The organism is Bacteroidota bacterium (genome assembly GCA_016213405.1).
In the GTDB taxonomy this organism is placed as follows: domain Bacteria; phylum Bacteroidota; class Bacteroidia; order Palsa-948; family Palsa-948; genus Palsa-948.
The window spans coordinates 45,752-62,809 of record JACRAM010000016.1; the positions used below are offsets into that span (position 1 = coordinate 45,752).

Genomic DNA, 17,058 nt, shown 5'->3' on the forward strand with positions numbered 1-17,058 from the left:
TTTTAATTTTTAATTGGTTATTGTTGATTTATTATTTACTGCTGTTTTTATTTTTCGCGCTCATGCCTTTTTTCTTCGCGCTCATGCCTTTTTCTCGCGCGCCCGTGCCTTTTTTCTTCGCGCCCGTGCCTTTTTTCTTCGCGCTCATGCCTTTTTTCTTCGCGCTCATGCCTTTTTTCTTCGCGCCCGTGCCTTTTTCTCGCGCGCCCGTGCCTTTTTTATTGGCGCTCATGCCTTTTTCTATCAACACAACCTGTTCCGTTTCATTTGAGTGTGTGCAAAATCTCTTATGTAAATGTAGATTGCTTAGGTGAGAGCGGCAATACTTCAATTGAAGTATTTTACTGATACGGATAACCTCACAACGATTATTCCGTATACATGAATGTTCTTTATTTCTTAAAATGGCACAGACAGAAAAAATAGATTGTCCGCTCTCGAAACGCGAACTGGAAGTGCTCTTCCTGATTGCACATGGGTATAAAAGCAAGCAAATTGCCGACCAGCTTTTTATTGATTACACCACTATTCGCACACACCGCCAAAACATGATGAACAAAACCCGCACACACAATATGGCGCAGCTCTGCTCGCTTGCCGTAAAATCAGAATGGATAAAATTTGACCCGCTCCTTAACCTGAAAGAGGAAAAATAACAAAGGCGCTCCGTTTTATCCCGATGAATACGGGACAGGTCGGAACGCCTTTTCTTTTGGTGAAAGGAATTTACTCCTTAATAATCTTCTTCACTGCTGTGCCGTTATCGGTTTTGAGTTGCAGGAAATAAATTCCGCTGTTCGCCTCGCTCAAATCAATTTGCTGATGTGCGGATGTGCAGATTTGCTGATAAATACATTCGCCATACACATTATAGATTTTCATCTGCACACTTTCTAATCCGCTCATCTGCACATTAAACAGCCCGCTGGTGGGATTAGGGAAAACTTTTATATTATCCTCTATCTTAAAATCACTTATACCACCGATGCTATCACATGGCGTTATCAATACATTATCAATATAATAGTATGATGAATTATATGTACCACCATAAAGTGAAGTGTCGCCTCCGCCCACAAAAACTCTATTTACTAGAGAATCGTCTTTGAAACTTCCAATGGTAATAAATTTTTCATCCCCTAAAGCAGTATATTCTCCAGAAATTAAAGTCCAATTTATTTTATCACTTAAGAAATTACCTATTGGATTAACAATTTGTGGAATGTTATTTATTACTGTAAATGGTATTGTATCTTGTTTTACAGTATCAATTGAAAAATATACTCCTACATCATCAGTAGCAAAATTTGCACTGTCAGCTAAGGAAACATAAAACTCAATACAATATTTTTTATTTGCTTGCAAAGAATTATTAAGTTTTACTTCTATGTATTCTTTTGCATTTGGAAAATACGAACCATAAACATAAAAACCAGCATAAGCGACACCTGTTTTTGCATTTTGGTTCCCTATAAAATTACTTGGCACATCAGCGTTATAAAAATTTGGATAATTATTATAGCAAGAATTAAAATAATCAGAACTTCCGCTTATGTTTTGGTTATCACTTGGATTAAACCATGGAATTGCATGGTTAAGTTGTGCAATATTATTCGGGCAAGTATCAAACTGCTCAAAGGATGGGTTAGGCACAAGGTTTTGTCCAAACAAAGAATAAGAAAAGAAAAGGAATATGTAAAGGAGTTTTTTCATTTATGCATAAAAGAGAGATTGAGCAATTGCTTTGTAAAGAACAGTAAAAGTTTTGATATGTGCAAGGGATTAATTTGTTTTGTTTGTAAGCAGAGCTTACCAGCTACTACGGCACGAAGGGAAAAACCTTCGCGCCTACCCAACTACAAAATACAACTTAGCGCGTACGGGGGAAGTGTAATTTAGTTTTCATATTAATGGAATATTAATTGGTTACTATTATTTTTTTTATGAGTGTTTCTCTTACAGATATTATCTTGATAAAATAAATGCCTTTAGTAAATGGGCTTATATCTATTCCGATGTTTTTTGTTGAAGAATAAAGATTATCATAAATTTTTATTCCAAATAGATTATATAATTCTATTGATTTTAATAAATCAGTTGGAGATTGAATATAAAGTATACTACTAACAGGGTTTGGAAATATTTTTATAGAATAATTTCCAATCTCTTGGATGCCATTCAATTCAACTGCGCATGTATCGCAATTAAAATAACTTTCTATAAAATTGGGGAGACCATAACGGCAATATTTTCCTGATAAATATAAGTCGTTTTCTAAAAAACTACAAGATGCGTACAACTTGTTTGGATAATTTATTGCACCCAATGTAGTTCCATCGTTAAATGTAAGGTTAATTCTTGATAAATATATTTTCCTGTCTGCTCCATTCTGTAATCCACAATACCAATATCCAGAGGAAGCGTAAATCAAGGTTTGCGAATTAATGATGTCTTGTGGCGTACCTGCTAATAAATCGTATTGAAATAATTTACCCGGCTGAGGGCTTCCGCCACCAGTACCAAAGTATGAAATATATAATCTTGAATTATTCGGAGAGAAGGAAGCGCCATAGGCGTATGAGTAAGCAACAGGCAGAGTCATTCCATTACTTACAACACCCGTAGAGTCATTAAAGTCGAATAATTCAACTACTGAACTTTCTGATTGAAGAGAAACTATTTTTTTACCATTTGGCGAAAATTTTAGATACCCCACTGAATTGCCATCACTTGTAATTCCAGAATGAACAGAGCCAATACTTGAAATTATCGGCACAGTATCCACACCACTATTTGTAACGAGATATGCAAAAAAATTATTACTGTTCCATTCATGAGTCATTACCCATACATCTTTTCCGTTAGTATGATATACTCCGGCAACTTTTTCGGCAACAGGTGTGTGAAGCAAAATATTTTTTTGCACCACTGTGCCAAGACCGCTGTTTACTTCATATTAATAACAGAGTATCGTAAGCCCGTTGCTAAGGCGGTTGCACAACCTGTAGTAAATACAAAAAAAATGGAATCATTATTAGGTTCAGGCGCAATTAATGCACCTTGTGTAGCACTCCAACAACCGCCAATGTTTGTCCCGTTTTGCATTGCCTGATGATTCTTATTATAAACCGTTTCTCCATCTGTATAAAACAATAAGTTGCCAGCAGTATCAGAAAATGTAGCACATCCTTCAAAATTGTTATATACGCCATTTACGTCCGGCACTGCTGACCCACTGCTAAAATCTAATCCTGCTTGATTTCCAAAATACCAGTGGTAAGTGCGCTTTATGTCGGGGTTTTGGGAAAAGCAAAAAGAAGTAGGCAATAGACAATAGACAGTAAACAAAAAGAAGGAAGGAAATATTTTAGTAAAGTTATTCATTCATAAAAGAGCGGTTGAGCAAAGGATACAACAAAGTAACGCAAATTACTTTACTTGCGCAAATCAATTTACTGAAAACAAAAAAAAAACCTGACAGTATCGTCAGGGGGGTTTCTTTTGCAAAAAGATTATTACTTTATCTCACTCCGAAGGTCACTAAGGACTCCTTCGGAGAGTCTTAACGGACCAGCGAAACGTTGCCGTTCTTATTAATAAAGTCCTCCGTAATCAGATTAACATTCAGGATATAGAAGAACACAGCCGGGTCGCATAGTTTTCCTTTAAAGTAGCCATCCCATCCGTCATTTGATTTATTAACGATGCTAACATCATCGGTATGATACACCACCTGCCCCCATCGGTTATAAATGGTGAAGTCAAGCGATTTTATGCAGGGCGTTCTGATGGTTACAAAATCATTTTTACCGTCAGCATTCGGAGAAAATGCGCTGGGTATGAAAATATCTTCGCACTCAATCCGCACATTAACAATCACTGTGTCAGTGGCTGTACATCCGTTGGCATCAGTTGTAGTGAGAATATAAGTAGTTGTAGCGGTTGGATTAGCAACAGGATTAGGACAAGTTCCGCAGTTCAAACCGGTGGTAGGGTTCCAGTTGTAGGTTCCGGTGCTGGTAGTTCCTGTAAGTGTAGTTTGCGCTCCAATGAGTATTGTGTAAGGATTAGCGGTTGCCAAAGCAGTTGGCACAGGGGAAACATTCACATTGATGGTGGCTGTATCAGAACTGCAGGCATTTGATCCAATCACAGTGTAAGTTGTGCTTGTAGTCGGAGAATCTGTAATGGTTGCAGAAGTTGCACCATTATTCCACCATGAATAAGCCCCACCACCTGATGCTGTAAGAGTTATTGAGACTCCGGCACAAATGCTTGTTATCCCGTTCACAGAAACATTCACAGGAGGAATCACATTTATCAAAGCGCTGGCACTGGCAGTGCAGCCATTCGCATCCGTAACAGTTACAGCATAAGTTGTGTCTGCTGTAGGACACACATTAATAGAAGAAGTGGACTGCCCGCTTGACCACACATACGTGTTGCCGCCAAAAGCAAACAGCGAATCGCATCCACCCACGCAAATGATGGCGGAAGTTGCAGTAACCGAAGCGGTGGGAAGAGGATTGACTCCAATTGAAATGCTGGTTGTATCGGCACATCCGCCATTGGAAACAATTACTGAATAGGTGGTGGGAGAAACAGGATTCACAACAATCACAGGAGTTGTTTGTCCGCCAGGTGTCCATGAATAAGCAGCTCCACCGCTGCCGGTGAGAGTAGTAGAACTTCCTGCGCAAACCGTTGTTGAACCGGTTACCGTAATGCTTGCTGTGGGCTGAGCAGTTACAGTAACAGAGAATGTGGCAGTGCCAGTACAGCCCAGCGCATTGGTAGCGGTAACTGTATAATCAGTGTTTGTTGTTGGAAATACCGATATTGAAGTTGATGTCTGCCCTCCGGGATTCCACACATACGTTCCTCCGCCTGATGCGGTAAGCGTTGTGGGTTGCCCTGAACAGATAGTAGAATTTGTTCCCGTAATAGAAGCGGTAACCGAGCCAACATTCACAGTAGCGCTCGCTGTGTCGGTGCAGCCGTTGGCGCCCGTTACAGTAACAGTATATCCGGTATTGGTTGTTGGTGAAACAGTAATTGAAGTGGTGGTCTGCGCTGTCGGATTCCAAACATACGTTCCACCGCCCGATGCGGTAAGCGTTGTGCTGCTTCCGTTGCAGATAGTGGTGTTTCCGCTGATAGCAGCAGCGGGCAATGCATTCACATTTACCACAACAGAATCCTCTGCTGTTCCGCAGGAATTTGTTACAGAAAATGTATAGGTGGTGGTGGTGGTTGGATTAACCACAATTGAAATAGTTATTTGTCCGCCCGGATTCCAAAGATAAGTTCCGGTGCCGGCTCCTGTGAGAGTTGTATTGCTTCCGTTGCAGATAGTAGCATCCGTTCCCGCGTTTGCAGTAGGCAAGGGATTTACCGTCACAGAAATAGCAGCGGTGTCGGAACATCCGTTCCCGTCTGTAACAGTTACCGTATAACCTGTGGCAGAAGTAAGATTCACAATGAGTGTATCGGTTGTCGCGCCTGTGTTCCATACATATCCCGTTCCACCGGTTGCCACCAGCGTGTCATTCAGCCCAAAACAAATAGTTGAGTTTCCGGCAATAGCCGCAGTGGGCAATGCATTTACATTTATGGTCAGCGTATCTGAATCGGTGCATCCGAATGAATCGGTGATGGTAACGGTGTAGTTGGTTGCCGAAGTGGGAGAAACTGTGATGCAGGAAGTGGTGGGTCCCGCACTCCATGCATACGTTCCGCCACCGGTTGCACAAAGAGTGGATGAACTGCCGGAACATACGGGAGAATTTCCGCTCACCGTTGCAAGGGGCGCATCAATAATTACCCACACGGAATCTTCTGCTGTTCCGCATCCGGTAGTAATTGTTACTGTATAATTTGTTGAAGCCGTTGGATTAGCCGTTGGATTAGCAATGCTTGTATTATTCAATCCTGTTCCGGGAGACCATGCATAAGTTCCGCTTCCGCTGGCAATAAGTGTTGTATTTCCGCCCATACATATTGTTGCATCTGTTCCAGCATTTACTGAAGGAGTGGTGGTGATGGTCACCATAACAGAATCATCTATGCTTCCGCAAGAGTTTGTTACTGTAACCGTATAAGAAGTTGTTACTGTGGGGTTCGCTGTAGGATTTGCATCGGTTGTGCTGCTTAACCCTGTTGATGGCGACCAGAGAAAAGTTCCGTTTCCTGTTGCGTTGAGTGTTGTATTAAAACCCGAACAGATGGAAACATCCGTTCCTGCATTTGCAGTTGGAAGTGGATTAACGGTAACCGTAAAGACATCATCATCCGAACATCCGTTTGCATCGGTTGCTGTTACCGTATAAGTTGTTGTTGATGTGGGATTGTCAGTAAGTGGATTCGAAGTGGAACCATTATTCCACCATGAAAAACTTGTTCCACCGGAAGCGGTGAGCGTTGTGGTTTGTCCTACGCAAATCGGATTGGTTCCCCCAATTCCTGCAACAGCAGCAGAAAATATATCTACGGTTGAAGTTGCGGTGTTAGAACATCCGTTCGCATCCGTTCCCCAAACGGTGTAGGTTGTAGAAGTAGTTGGACTTACAGTAATTGAAGTGGTTACCGCACCTGTGCTCCAGGAATAACTTGTGCCTCCTGAGCCGGTAAGTGTGGCGCTGTTTCCATTACAAATGGAGGTAGCTCCTCCGCTGATAGAAACTGCAGGAAGCGCGTTCACATTTACAGTGGCAGTTGCCGTGTTTGAACATCCAACCGCATCGGTTCCCCAAACAGTGTAAGTGGTGGAAGACGGAGGGCTTACCGTAATTGGATTTGTTACCGCGCCTGTGCTCCATGAATAGGTGGAACCTCCTGTGCCGGTAAGTGTTGCGCTGGTGCCGTTGCAAATGGAGGATGCCGCTCCGCTTATTGAAATACTAGGAGGAGAATTTATATTCACAGTTCCGGTTGCTGTGTTGGAACATCCTGCGGCATTTGTTCCCCAAACCGTATAACTCGTAGCGGTGGTTGGCGATACCGTAATTGAAGTGGTTACTGCGCCAGTGCTCCAGGAATAGGTTGAGCCGCCAGTGCCGCTAAGCGTTGCACCGTTTCCTATGCAAATTGATCCTGCTCCGGTCATGCCAACACCGGGGAGCGCGTTTACAGTAACGGTAACCGTTCCGGTTTCTGTACAAGAAACGCCATCCGTAACAAGGCAGGTATAGGTTTGAGTTCCGGCAGGAGTGGCAACAGGATTTGAAAGATTGGGATTGTTTAAAGTTCCAACAGGTGTCCATGCGTAAGTATAGGGAGCGCTGGTGCCGCTTCCGGTTGCATTAAGAGTTGCAGATTGCCCTGCGCAGATAGTAACATTTGCAGACATGGTAACCACAGGCGGTGTACACATGGTCTTTAAATGTTTCTGAGCAACAGAGGGATTGATGGCAATGGCAAACAGGAATAAAAGAAAAAGTATGAATCGTTTCATGAGATGGGATGAGTTAATTTGGAAAATACAAAATTCATCGTCAGGAATTTAATCGGGGTGTACAAATATATACATTAATATTTCAATGATGCAGTTGTAAAGTTATTTTTTAAACAATAAGATAAACAACTATATTGCAAGGTTAAGTAGGCTTATGAATATTGCCAAATCTATTATTGACTGATAATTAGGAATCAATCCATCCTGTTGCATAAAAAAAGTTAGTATACTAACGCAAGTTGCTAGTTCGTGCACTATGAAAAATATATCGGGGCTAAAGCCCATTATCTCCTGCTATTCCTGTAACCCCATCCTTAAGGATGGGGTTAATGAGTCACGGAGAGAAAAGGGCTTTAGCCCTGAAACAACTAGCAACTTACGTTATACTATTTGATTAGTACGGAAAACCATTGTTACAATTCAAATATTAAATTTGCAAACCATTAACGAAATACGTATGAGAACTAAATTACTAATTTCCTTTTTCAATATCGCCTGCAGCTTTTTGTCATTCACATTTTCTTTTTCACAAGCCAGCTACACCATCAAAGGGAAAATCAAAGGGCTGCACGATACGGTTTGTTATTTCGGAAATCATTACGGCAATAAGCAGTATGTGAAGGATACCACCAGGGTTGACAAGGACGGCAATTTTGTTTTCAAGGGAAATAAAAAACTGGATGGCGGAATTTATCTCATTGTTCTTCCCAGCAAAAAGTATTTTGAAATCCTGATTGATAAAGAGCAGAACTTTTATGTAGAAACCGACACCACATCCAAGATGGTTGAACGCATGAAGATAAAAGGTTCGGAGGACAATATTGCATTCTACAAATACCTGCATTTTATTTCTGACGAGCAAAGCAAAGCTGAGCCGATGAGAAAAAGAATCGTCAAAATCAAAGAGGATTCTCTTGCTGCCGCCACTGCCAAAAAAGATTCTATAAAAATTCTGCAGGATAAAGTCAGCGCCATTGACAGAGAGGTAGAAAAATATAAAGAGGATTTTATCAAAATGCATCCTGAATCTTTCCTTACTGCAATCTTTAAGGCGCAGACTGAAGTGCCCACACCGGAAACTCCCTTGCTTCCCAACGGAAAAAAAGATTCAACCTTTCCTTACTTTTATTACAAGCAGCATTACTGGGATAATATTCCTCTCACGGATGACCGGCTGCTGCGTACTCCCATTTTTCACGCCAAGCTGAAATATTTTTTTGATAAAGTAGTGGTTCAGCATCCTGACTCCATCATTAAGGAATCAGATATTCTCATAGACAAAACAAAGGGGAACAAAGAAACATTCAAGTACATTGTTTACTATATGACCTACACCTATGAAACATCTGCCATCATGGGAATGGATGCCGTGTTTGTTCATGAAGTGGAAAAATTTTACGTGACTAAAAAAGCCTTTTGGGTGGATTCCATCCAAATACAGAAAATAGTTCACAGGGGAATGACACTTAAGCCGCTTCTGCTCGGCAAACCATCGCCTCCCATCATCATGCAGGATTCTTCCGATAAAAATATTTCTCTTTATGAAGTGAAAGCAAAATACACCGTGCTTATTTTCTGGGATCCCGATTGCGGCCACTGCCAGAAAGTTTTACCAAAGCTCAAAGAGGTGTATGACAAATCTCTTAAATCAAAAGGCGTGGAAGTTTTCGCAGTGGATATTGAAGACGATGCAGCCAAATGGAAAAAATTTGTTGTTGATAAAAAAATGAACTGGATCAACACGCACGACAAGTACAAGCAATATTATCTGCGTGAATTATTTGACATTTACAGCACTCCTGTTATTTATATACTTGATGAGAACAAGCGCATCCAGGCAAAGCGCATTGATGTGGACCAACTCGATGACTTTATTGACCACCTGGAGAAAGTGAAGGAGATGGAGAAGAAACGACAATAGTTTACAGTTTACGGTCTTCTGTTTCCAGTTCAACAACCGTAAACTACAGACAGGAAACCGTAAACCTATTTATCTTCCGCCTTATACAGCACAGCGAAGATGAACAGCGCAATAGCGGATGAAACAAAAATCACCAGCAACGTGCTGAGAGATTTCTGAAGTATCTGTTCAATCTGAATAATGTCCCATATGGCAAGTATGGAAACAATGGTGAAGAACAGAACAAGCGCAACCAGCGCGATGGCGGAAATTTTTCTTACTAATGCTATCATGGTGTTATTTTTTTTATTTCGTGATTGAGGATTAAAGATTATTTTTGTAATTCCAAAAGTAAAAAAATATGAAGTCAAAAATATTCACACCGAGATTCCTGTTCATAACTATCGCCATACTTCTTGCAGCGCTCAGCCGTGTGCTCCCCCACCCTTTCAATTTCACTCCCATTGGCGCCATGGCATTGTTTGGCGGAGCGTGTCTCAGCAATAAAAAACTCGCTTTCATTATACCTCTTCTTGCCATGTTTATCAGCGACTGCATACTTGAATTGTTTTTCGGATACGGGTTTCACAATACCATTATATATGTATACGCAAGTTTTGTTCTCATCACCTTTATCGGCATTTACATCCGCAGCAACGCTAAAGCAGGCACTATTATTTTAGCATCGCTCATTTCTTCTGTTCTTTTCTTTGTTGTTACAAATTTTGGCGTGTGGCAGGTTGCTGCCCCGATGCAATCAGGAGCGGCAGGATTACTGAGCACTTACTTAATTGCCATTCCGTTTTACAGCAATGATCTTTTCGGAAGTTTTTTTCTGAATACCATCATGGGTGATTTGTTCTTCAGCGGAATTCTGTTCGGCTCACTCTATTTTGCAAAGGCAAAATTTCCGGCACTTGTCCGGGCTTAATTATTTCACACTCACCTTCACCGAATAGCTGCCTGTGTTGCTTGCGTTATAAACAGTTTCGTAAACAGAAAGGAACAACATTCCTGAACCTTGTACTGAACCGTTGAACTTGGCTCCTGCTTTCATCACCGTTCCGTTCTCGCCAATTTTATAAACCACATTTCCGTAGGTGGGATAGGTGGAACCGCTTCCATAATCTCCTTCGCCATAATCAACATCACTGGTGGCTGCTCCGGATATTTTACCATCGGGCTTGTATTTGTTGTTCGACAAACTCGCAAAAGTAATTTCTCCGGTTGCCGAGATGTTCAGCTTCTGCCCCTGCTTCATCATGATTCCTGTCTTCAGCCAGCCGCCAGCGCTGTTGGCACTGATATGTTTTGAACCAAGAAGAATAAAATTCCGGTCAGAGCCATCGCCTGTGGGTGTGTAAAGCACATCAATGTGCTGAATTTTTTCTTTCGGAAGAGAAAGCATTCCGTATTCTGTTTTCAGGTCAATCTTTTTGAAATCGTATCTGCCGCCCATGGTATATTGCCCGTCAATCGTAATCACATCCTTGTCAGAAATGTTTTCATCCACATTCAAAGAAGCTTTCAAATCATTGAGGGCGGATTCAGGAGTATAATCGGTGTATTCGGCAGGAACATATTTTTCGGAATAAATAAAATCACTTATTATTTGTATGGAGCCGATACTCATCTTGGTAAGTTCTTCATACGCGCTCTTGCGCATGGCTTCATCCGAGTTGCCCATCTGCTTGATGAGATTGATGATTTTTGTTTCGTTGCCTTTATCGGGCGTGATGCCCAAATCAAGCGAGGAAACATTCTGCAATGGGATTTCAAGTTTTCCGTAATCCGTAACAAGCGAAACATTTCCCATCTGGGTTTTTCCGCTGAAAGAACTTCCGTCCCGAAGGTTCACCCTGATTTCGGTTTCTTTGGTTTGTGAAACACCGATTACACAGATTGACAAGAGAAAGATTACACTGATTATTTTTTTCATGGCGATTTATTTTATTTATGAGATGCGGTTAAATTCCAATTCCACAAATCTCAAATCTATTTATTTCGTTTCATTTTCAAAGGTTATCTCTGTGATAGGAGTATTGTCCTTAAAGCAATAAATTCCTCCCCAGTTGTGTGTCACTTTTGTATACACTCCGGCAAAATCATCTTTGATAACCACTCTGCGAAGGACTACTTTTCCGTTATCTGAAAATTCTTCTTCTGTAACGCCATTCGGATATTTAGCGCGCAGTTCCGATTGATAAACCTTTTTCTTTTCTTCTTCAGAAATTACGGGCGTTTTATCCTTGGGTTTAGTATTCTGAGCGAGAAGGGCTGCTTTCAGCAGCGACTCAATTTGCGTGAGGCGCTGCTTCGGATATTTTTCATTGGGTTTGTACGTGAGCGCCTCTTCGTAAGCGGGTTTTGCACGCAAATAATCTTTTACTCCAAACGCCTTATCTCCCCTGTCAATGCATTGATTGTATTTAATCAGCACATTATTGCTTGCCTGAGCTTCGCCTCTCGCCTTTTCAATTTTTTCAATCTCTGCCAGCTTATCCTTTGGGTATTGCTCGTCCGGTTTATAGGTGAGCGCCTCGTTGTAAGAAGCTTTTGCATTGGCAAAGGTCTGTTCTTTGAAAGCGAAATCACCGCGCATGACAGCAGACAGATAATTATCATTCAATGTTTTGTCAGCTGCGTTTTTTGATGCAAGGTCTTTCAGAATTTTGTCAATCTCTGCAAGTTTATTTTTAGGGTATTGTTCCAAAGGCTTGATTCCGCTTGCTTCGGTGTATCCCGCTTTTGCAGCCGTATAGTCTTTTGAATTAAATCCGTTGTCTCCAGTAGCAATAGCGGCTTTATATTTATCATCAATTTCTTTTTGCTTTGCCGCATTGGATTTTTGCGCGTCAAGGTCGGCAAGTATTTTATCTATCTCAGCAATTCTTTGTTTCGGGTATTGTTCAGCAGGTTTCACACCCAGCGCTTCATTGTATGCTGATTTAGAATTACTGTAATCCTTCGCATTGAAAAGTTTATCTGCCTTTGCGATAGCATCGCTATACAGTTTGTCTTTTTCTGCGGCAGATTTCTGCGCGGCAAGGTCGGCAAGCAATTTGTCTATCTCCGCAATTTTTGTTTTTGGATATTGTTCAGAAGGTTTTATGGTTGACGCCTGCGTGTAAGAATTTTTTGCGCCAGCATAATTCTTTGTTTCGAAAGCAGCATCCGCCTTAGCGATGGCATCTTTGTACTGCTGTTCTTTTTGTTTTTCTGCTTCTGCCGCTCCAAGTAATTTATCTATTTCGGCAAGTTTGGTTTTCGGGTATTGTTCAGATGGTTTTATTCCGCTTGCCTCTGTGTATCCCGCTCTTGCAGTCGAATAATCTTTTGAAGTGAATGCACCGTCTCCCTTCGCAATGGCGGCTTTATATTTATCATCAATCTCTTTTTGTTTGGCGGCACTTGCGGCATCAGCAATAAGTTTTTCTATTTCGGCAAGTTTTGTTTTGGGATATTGCTCAGATGGTTTTATTCCCGATGCTTCGGTATATCCTGCTTTCGCTGCAGAATAATCTTTTGCGTTGAAAGCATTATCGCCTTTTGTGATTGCTGCCTGATATTTTGATTCAATTTCCTTCTGCTTTGCTGCATCTCCTAATAATTTATCAATCTCCGCAAGTTTTGTTTTCGGATAGGGTTCCGAAGGTTTTATTCCGGTCGCTTCGGTATAACCCGCTCTTGCTGTGGTGTAATCTTTTGAAGTGAATGCCCCATCGCCTTTTGCTATAGCTGCTTTATATTTCTCATCCAGCTCTATTTGTTTCGCGGCATTGGCGGCATCAGCAAGCAGTTTATCAATCTCTCCAAGCATTTGTTTCGGATAGGGTTCATTCGGCTTAACTCCGATTGCTTCATTAAATCCTGCTTTTGATGTAACATAATCTTTCGCTTTGAAAGCATTATCTCCTTTGGTGATGGCTGCCTGATATTTTGTGTCAATCTCTTTCTGTTTGGCTGCGTCTCCTAATAATTTATCGAGCTCTGCAAGTTTTGTTTTCGGATACTGCTCAGCAGGTTTTATTCCGGTCGCTTCGGTGAAAGCGGTTTTTGAAGAAGCATAATCTTTTGTTCCGAAGGCAGCGTCTCCTTTTGCAATTGCCGCTTTATACTTTTCATCAATTTCTTTCTGCTTGCTTGCATCGGCAAGAAGTTTGTCAATCTCTGCAATTTTTGTTTTGGGATATTGCTCAGCGGGTTTAATGTATGACGCTTCAGTGAATCCTGCTTTTGCTGTAGTATAATCTTTCGTTCCGAAGGCATTATCGCCTTTAGCAATGGCGGCTTTATATTTTTCATCAACTTCTTTCTGCTTGTCGGCATCGGCAAGAAGTTTCTCTATTTCGGCAAGTTTTGTTTTAGGATATTGCTCCGAAGGTTTTATTCCCGATGCTTCCGTATAAGAAGTTTTTGCAGAAGCATAATCTTTTGAAGTGAATGCTCCATCGCCTTTCGTGATGGCTGCTTTATACTTTGCATCAATTTCTTTCTGTGCATTTGCATTGGCAAGCAACTTATCTATTTCTGCAAGTTTCTGTTTGGGATAGGCTTCAGCAGGTTTGACTCCAAGCGCTTCGTTGTAACCCATTTTTGCGGTGGAGTAATCTGCGCTTCCGAAAGCTTTGTCCGCTTTGGCAATGGCTGCTTTATATTTATTGTCAAGTTCCAATTGTTTCTGCGCTTCCACAGCGGCATTCTTCGCCTTATCAGCCATTTCTTTTTCTACCTGCTTTTGCAAATCAGCCAGTTCAGAAAGTTTGCTCTGAATTGCCTGCGTGTATTTTTCATCGTAATTAAAATTGTTCTCAGATGGAATATATTGGTAAATGGCAATGGGCTGGCTCAATATCGCTTCCACTCTTTTGGCAATTTCAGGAGCGGTGGGCATTTCAAATAAAGTCACATCGGGTTCAAACGGATTGAAATTGCCACCTTCAGCGCGGTCGGCAGGAACATTAGCGGTGACTATCTTGAATTTTTTTGTAACGTATCCGGGCTTGGTAACTGAAATAAGATATTCAGCATTCGGTGCAAGTTCAAAACTGAATTTTCCGTTAGAGGTGGTAACCACCTGCTGCTGCTGCTTTCCGTTTTTAAAAAGAGTGATAACAGACCCCAGCGCCCTTTGCGAGCCAACCATTACTTTTCCGTCAACAGGCATTACCCAAGTTTGGGAATAAACAGCCGTAGGCAGTAAACAGTAGGCAGTAGGCAATAAAAAAAGAAATGCCAAACGCACGCTAAAAACAGTTAGCAAGTAGAAAAAACTATTCGTAATTCGTCTCATTCGTAATTCGTAAAACTGCAAATGTCGTTATTTTTATTGAATTTGATTGCTTTAATGATTCCCAATTACTATGCCATTCAGAACGGATTTTCATAGAGAATGTTTCATGAATTTTTCAACAAATCGCAGTACCAAAAGCCCTGTGTTTTTGAAGAAGGGTGTTGGTCGTCTCTTTTGATTTCTAATGGCTTGTAGATTTTATCCACCTGTTTTATTGTAATCGGTTTTTTAAAAATTGGTCCGTCAAAACAAAAGGTGTGATACTCGCCATTCTCTCCGCAGGCATCCACATTTAAAGGAAGTTCGGAAAGAAATTTCTCATCGATGGTTCTTCCCGCCCACTCTTCTCCCAAATATGCATCATTCGTGCAGCAGACAGTTGTTTTGAATTTGAGCGCAAGAAATTCTTCCAGCAGTTTTAGGGTATCTTGTTTCCATAAAGGAAAAACGCCTGTCATTCTGACTTTTGCGAGATTATCTTCGCGGTACTTTCTTAAATCTTCAAGAAAAATATCTCCGAAGATGACATGGTTGATTCCTTGCAACCTGAATTTCAAAAGAGTTTCTTCCATCTTTCTTTCGTATTCAGAATTCGTTCCTTCGCTCACATAAATTTTTACAAGAGGAATTCCAATTTGTTTTGCTTGTTCATCCAGCAATTCTTCTCTCACTCCGTGCATGGAAATCCTTTTGAACTGTTCATTCACAGTTGTGAGAAGATATTTCACTTCATATTCTTTTTCCTGAAGAATTCTATACAAACACAGCGCGGAGTCCTTTCCTCCACTCCAGCACATGACAGATTTTTCCATATTTCAAAAATAAAAGAATGTACAATACGTCATATATCTATAGAGATAAGTACAAACTGTCCGTTAAATTATGTTAAAGAAGAACAGGAGTGACTTTTGTTATCTACATTTACAAACAATAAACCTACTTAACTATGATGATGTTCGACCCGATATTAATGGTAATCACGCTGGTGTTCATGGGCATTGGAATGTTTGTGAGCGCGCGTTTGAAATCTAAATTTGCTGAATACTCTAAAACTCCTCTTCAAAATGGAATGAGCGGAAAAGAGGTTGCCGAAAAAATGCTCCGCGATAACGGAATAACAGATGTAAAAATAATTTCGGTGGACGGACAACTTAGCGACCATTACAATCCGCTGACAAAAACCGTGAACCTCAGCCGCGAAGTTTTTGAAGGAAGAAATATTGCTTCTGCCGCAGTTGCTTCTCACGAATGCGGACACGCAGTTCAGCATGCTCATGCCTATTCATGGCTCACGCTTCGCTCTGCCATTGTTCCGGTGGTGAACATCAGTTCAAAAGCAATGAATATAATTATTCTTGCCGGATTTTTCTTAGGATTCATGTATCATTGGTACAACCAAATGCTTTTGGCAATTATTCTTTGTCAGGGAGTGATCACCGTTTTCTCCATGATAACTCTTCCTGTGGAACTTGACGCCAGCAAACGCGCGCTGGTGTGGCTGAACTCTGCCAACATTGCGCGTGGCGATGAACACGCAAAAGCCGAAGACGCTCTCAACTGGGCAGCACGCACTTATTTTGTTGCCGCACTGGCTTCGCTCGCGCAGCTGATGTATTTTATTATGCTGTTGTTGGGAAGAAGGAAATAAAAAGCCCACCCCTAACCCCTCCCATTAGGAGGGGAAAAGAAAAATACATTATACATTAGTTGAAAGTCCTCCCGTTAACATAAGAAAACGTTCATACAAAAGAATATATCGTTAACACAAATAAAGAAAACGTTCATACAAAAGAATATATCGTTAACACAAATAAAGAAAACGCTCATACAAAAGAAGAAATCGTTAACACAGATAAAGAAAACGCTCATGCAAAAAAAGATATCGTTAATGCAAATAAAGAAAGCGCACATGCGTTAATTGAAATCATTAACTCAAATAAAGAAAACACTCACGCAAAAGAAGAAAACATGGCAGGGATTTTGAGCATTGTATAGATAAAAACAAGAAAAATGAAAACGCATATAGGAAATAAGATAAAAGAACTATTGGACGAAAAGAAAATGAGCGTAAGAGAGTTTGCAAAACTAATTGACGTTACGCCCAATTCTGTTTATGTGATGCTGAAAAAAGATTTGCTGAACCCGAAATGGATTGAAATCATCTCAGAAGCGCTCGGCTATGACCTGTATCAGCATGCGTATGCGCCTTCAGCGGGCTCATCTGCCGCAAACACACAAACCACCCTGAACACGCTCCGCGAAGAAAATGAATCGCTTAAGAAACAGAACGAAGACATGAAAAAAGAAATTGCCTACCTCAAAGAGATAAATGAACTGCTGAAAAAAGGGAAAACAAAGTAATTATTTTGCGAAGTGGAAAAGAATAAGTAAGTTTGCAGAGTAATTATCCGG

General features: G+C 40.9%; 14 protein-coding genes. 5 read left to right on the forward strand and 9 right to left on the reverse strand.

From position 1 onward, the window contains the following. Positions 1 to 31: 31 nt before the first annotated feature. Complete coding sequence (locus HY841_02225) at positions 32 to 232, reverse strand: hypothetical protein (protein MBI4929551.1); 201 nt, start codon at positions 230 to 232, stop codon at positions 32 to 34. Between the two features lie 172 nt (positions 233 to 404). On the opposite strand from HY841_02225, the gene HY841_02230 reads away from it, so the two are divergent. Then, on the forward strand, positions 405 to 656 hold the full coding sequence (locus HY841_02230) for a helix-turn-helix transcriptional regulator (protein MBI4929552.1): 252 nt from the start codon (positions 405 to 407) through the stop codon (positions 654 to 656). Positions 657 to 726: 70 nt separating this feature from the next. On the opposite strand, the gene HY841_02235 is transcribed toward HY841_02230, so the two are convergent. From HY841_02235 to HY841_02250, 4 genes are all read right to left on the reverse strand, one after another. Continuing rightward, entirely contained in the window at positions 727 to 1,713 is a 987-nt protein-coding gene (locus HY841_02235; GenBank protein MBI4929553.1) for a T9SS type A sorting domain-containing protein, read from the reverse strand. 205 nt (positions 1,714 to 1,918) lie between these two features. Next, a complete protein-coding gene (locus HY841_02240; GenBank protein ID MBI4929554.1) occupies positions 1,919 to 2,929 on the reverse strand; it encodes a T9SS type A sorting domain-containing protein in 1,011 nt (336 codons plus the stop codon). 17 nt (positions 2,930 to 2,946) lie between these two features. After that, positions 2,947 to 3,384: a hypothetical protein gene (locus HY841_02245; protein MBI4929555.1), complete on the reverse strand. Its 438-nt coding sequence runs from the start codon at positions 3,382 to 3,384 to the stop codon at positions 2,947 to 2,949. A gap of 178 nt (positions 3,385 to 3,562) precedes the next feature. Further along, complete coding sequence (locus HY841_02250; GenBank protein ID MBI4929556.1) at positions 3,563 to 7,453, reverse strand: gliding motility-associated C-terminal domain-containing protein; 3,891 nt, start codon at positions 7,451 to 7,453, stop codon at positions 3,563 to 3,565. A gap of 457 nt (positions 7,454 to 7,910) precedes the next feature. Between HY841_02250 and HY841_02255 the strand changes: the two genes are divergently transcribed. Then, the gene (locus tag HY841_02255) at positions 7,911 to 9,374 is read left to right on the forward strand and encodes a DUF5106 domain-containing protein (GenBank protein MBI4929557.1); all 1,464 of its coding nucleotides are present in this window, start codon (positions 7,911 to 7,913) and stop codon (positions 9,372 to 9,374) included. Between the two features lie 65 nt (positions 9,375 to 9,439). On the opposite strand, the gene HY841_02260 is transcribed toward HY841_02255, so the two are convergent. Then, positions 9,440 to 9,646 carry a hypothetical protein gene (locus HY841_02260; GenBank protein MBI4929558.1) on the reverse strand — a complete coding sequence of 69 codons (207 nt, stop codon included), beginning with the start codon at positions 9,644 to 9,646 and terminating at the stop codon, positions 9,440 to 9,442. A 68-nt stretch (positions 9,647 to 9,714) separates the two neighbouring features. On the opposite strand from HY841_02260, the gene HY841_02265 reads away from it, so the two are divergent. Beyond that, positions 9,715 to 10,284, forward strand: coding sequence for a hypothetical protein (locus tag HY841_02265; protein MBI4929559.1), 570 nt, complete (start codon positions 9,715 to 9,717; stop codon positions 10,282 to 10,284). Here HY841_02265 and HY841_02270 read toward each other — a convergent pair whose 3' ends face one another. From HY841_02270 to HY841_02280, 3 genes are all read right to left on the reverse strand, one after another. Further along, positions 10,285 to 11,292 carry a hypothetical protein gene (locus tag HY841_02270; GenBank protein ID MBI4929560.1) on the reverse strand — a complete coding sequence of 336 codons (1,008 nt, stop codon included), beginning with the start codon at positions 11,290 to 11,292 and terminating at the stop codon, positions 10,285 to 10,287. It abuts the gene before it with no gap. Positions 11,293 to 11,352: 60 nt separating this feature from the next. Beyond that, positions 11,353 to 14,646 carry a hypothetical protein gene (locus HY841_02275; GenBank protein ID MBI4929561.1) on the reverse strand — a complete coding sequence of 1,098 codons (3,294 nt, stop codon included), beginning with the start codon at positions 14,644 to 14,646 and terminating at the stop codon, positions 11,353 to 11,355. Positions 14,647 to 14,750: 104 nt separating this feature from the next. Further along, positions 14,751 to 15,458 carry a diphthine--ammonia ligase gene (locus HY841_02280; protein ID MBI4929562.1) on the reverse strand — a complete coding sequence of 236 codons (708 nt, stop codon included), beginning with the start codon at positions 15,456 to 15,458 and terminating at the stop codon, positions 14,751 to 14,753. A gap of 140 nt (positions 15,459 to 15,598) precedes the next feature. On the opposite strand from HY841_02280, the gene HY841_02285 reads away from it, so the two are divergent. Both HY841_02285 and HY841_02290 read left to right on the forward strand, forming a co-directional pair. After that, positions 15,599 to 16,294, forward strand: coding sequence for a zinc metallopeptidase (locus tag HY841_02285; protein ID MBI4929563.1), 696 nt, complete (start codon positions 15,599 to 15,601; stop codon positions 16,292 to 16,294). Positions 16,295 to 16,656: 362 nt separating this feature from the next. Further along, positions 16,657 to 17,007 (forward strand): hypothetical protein, encoded by a 351-nt coding sequence (locus HY841_02290; GenBank protein MBI4929564.1) that lies wholly within the window; start codon positions 16,657 to 16,659, stop codon positions 17,005 to 17,007. Positions 17,008 to 17,058 lie beyond the last annotated feature (51 nt).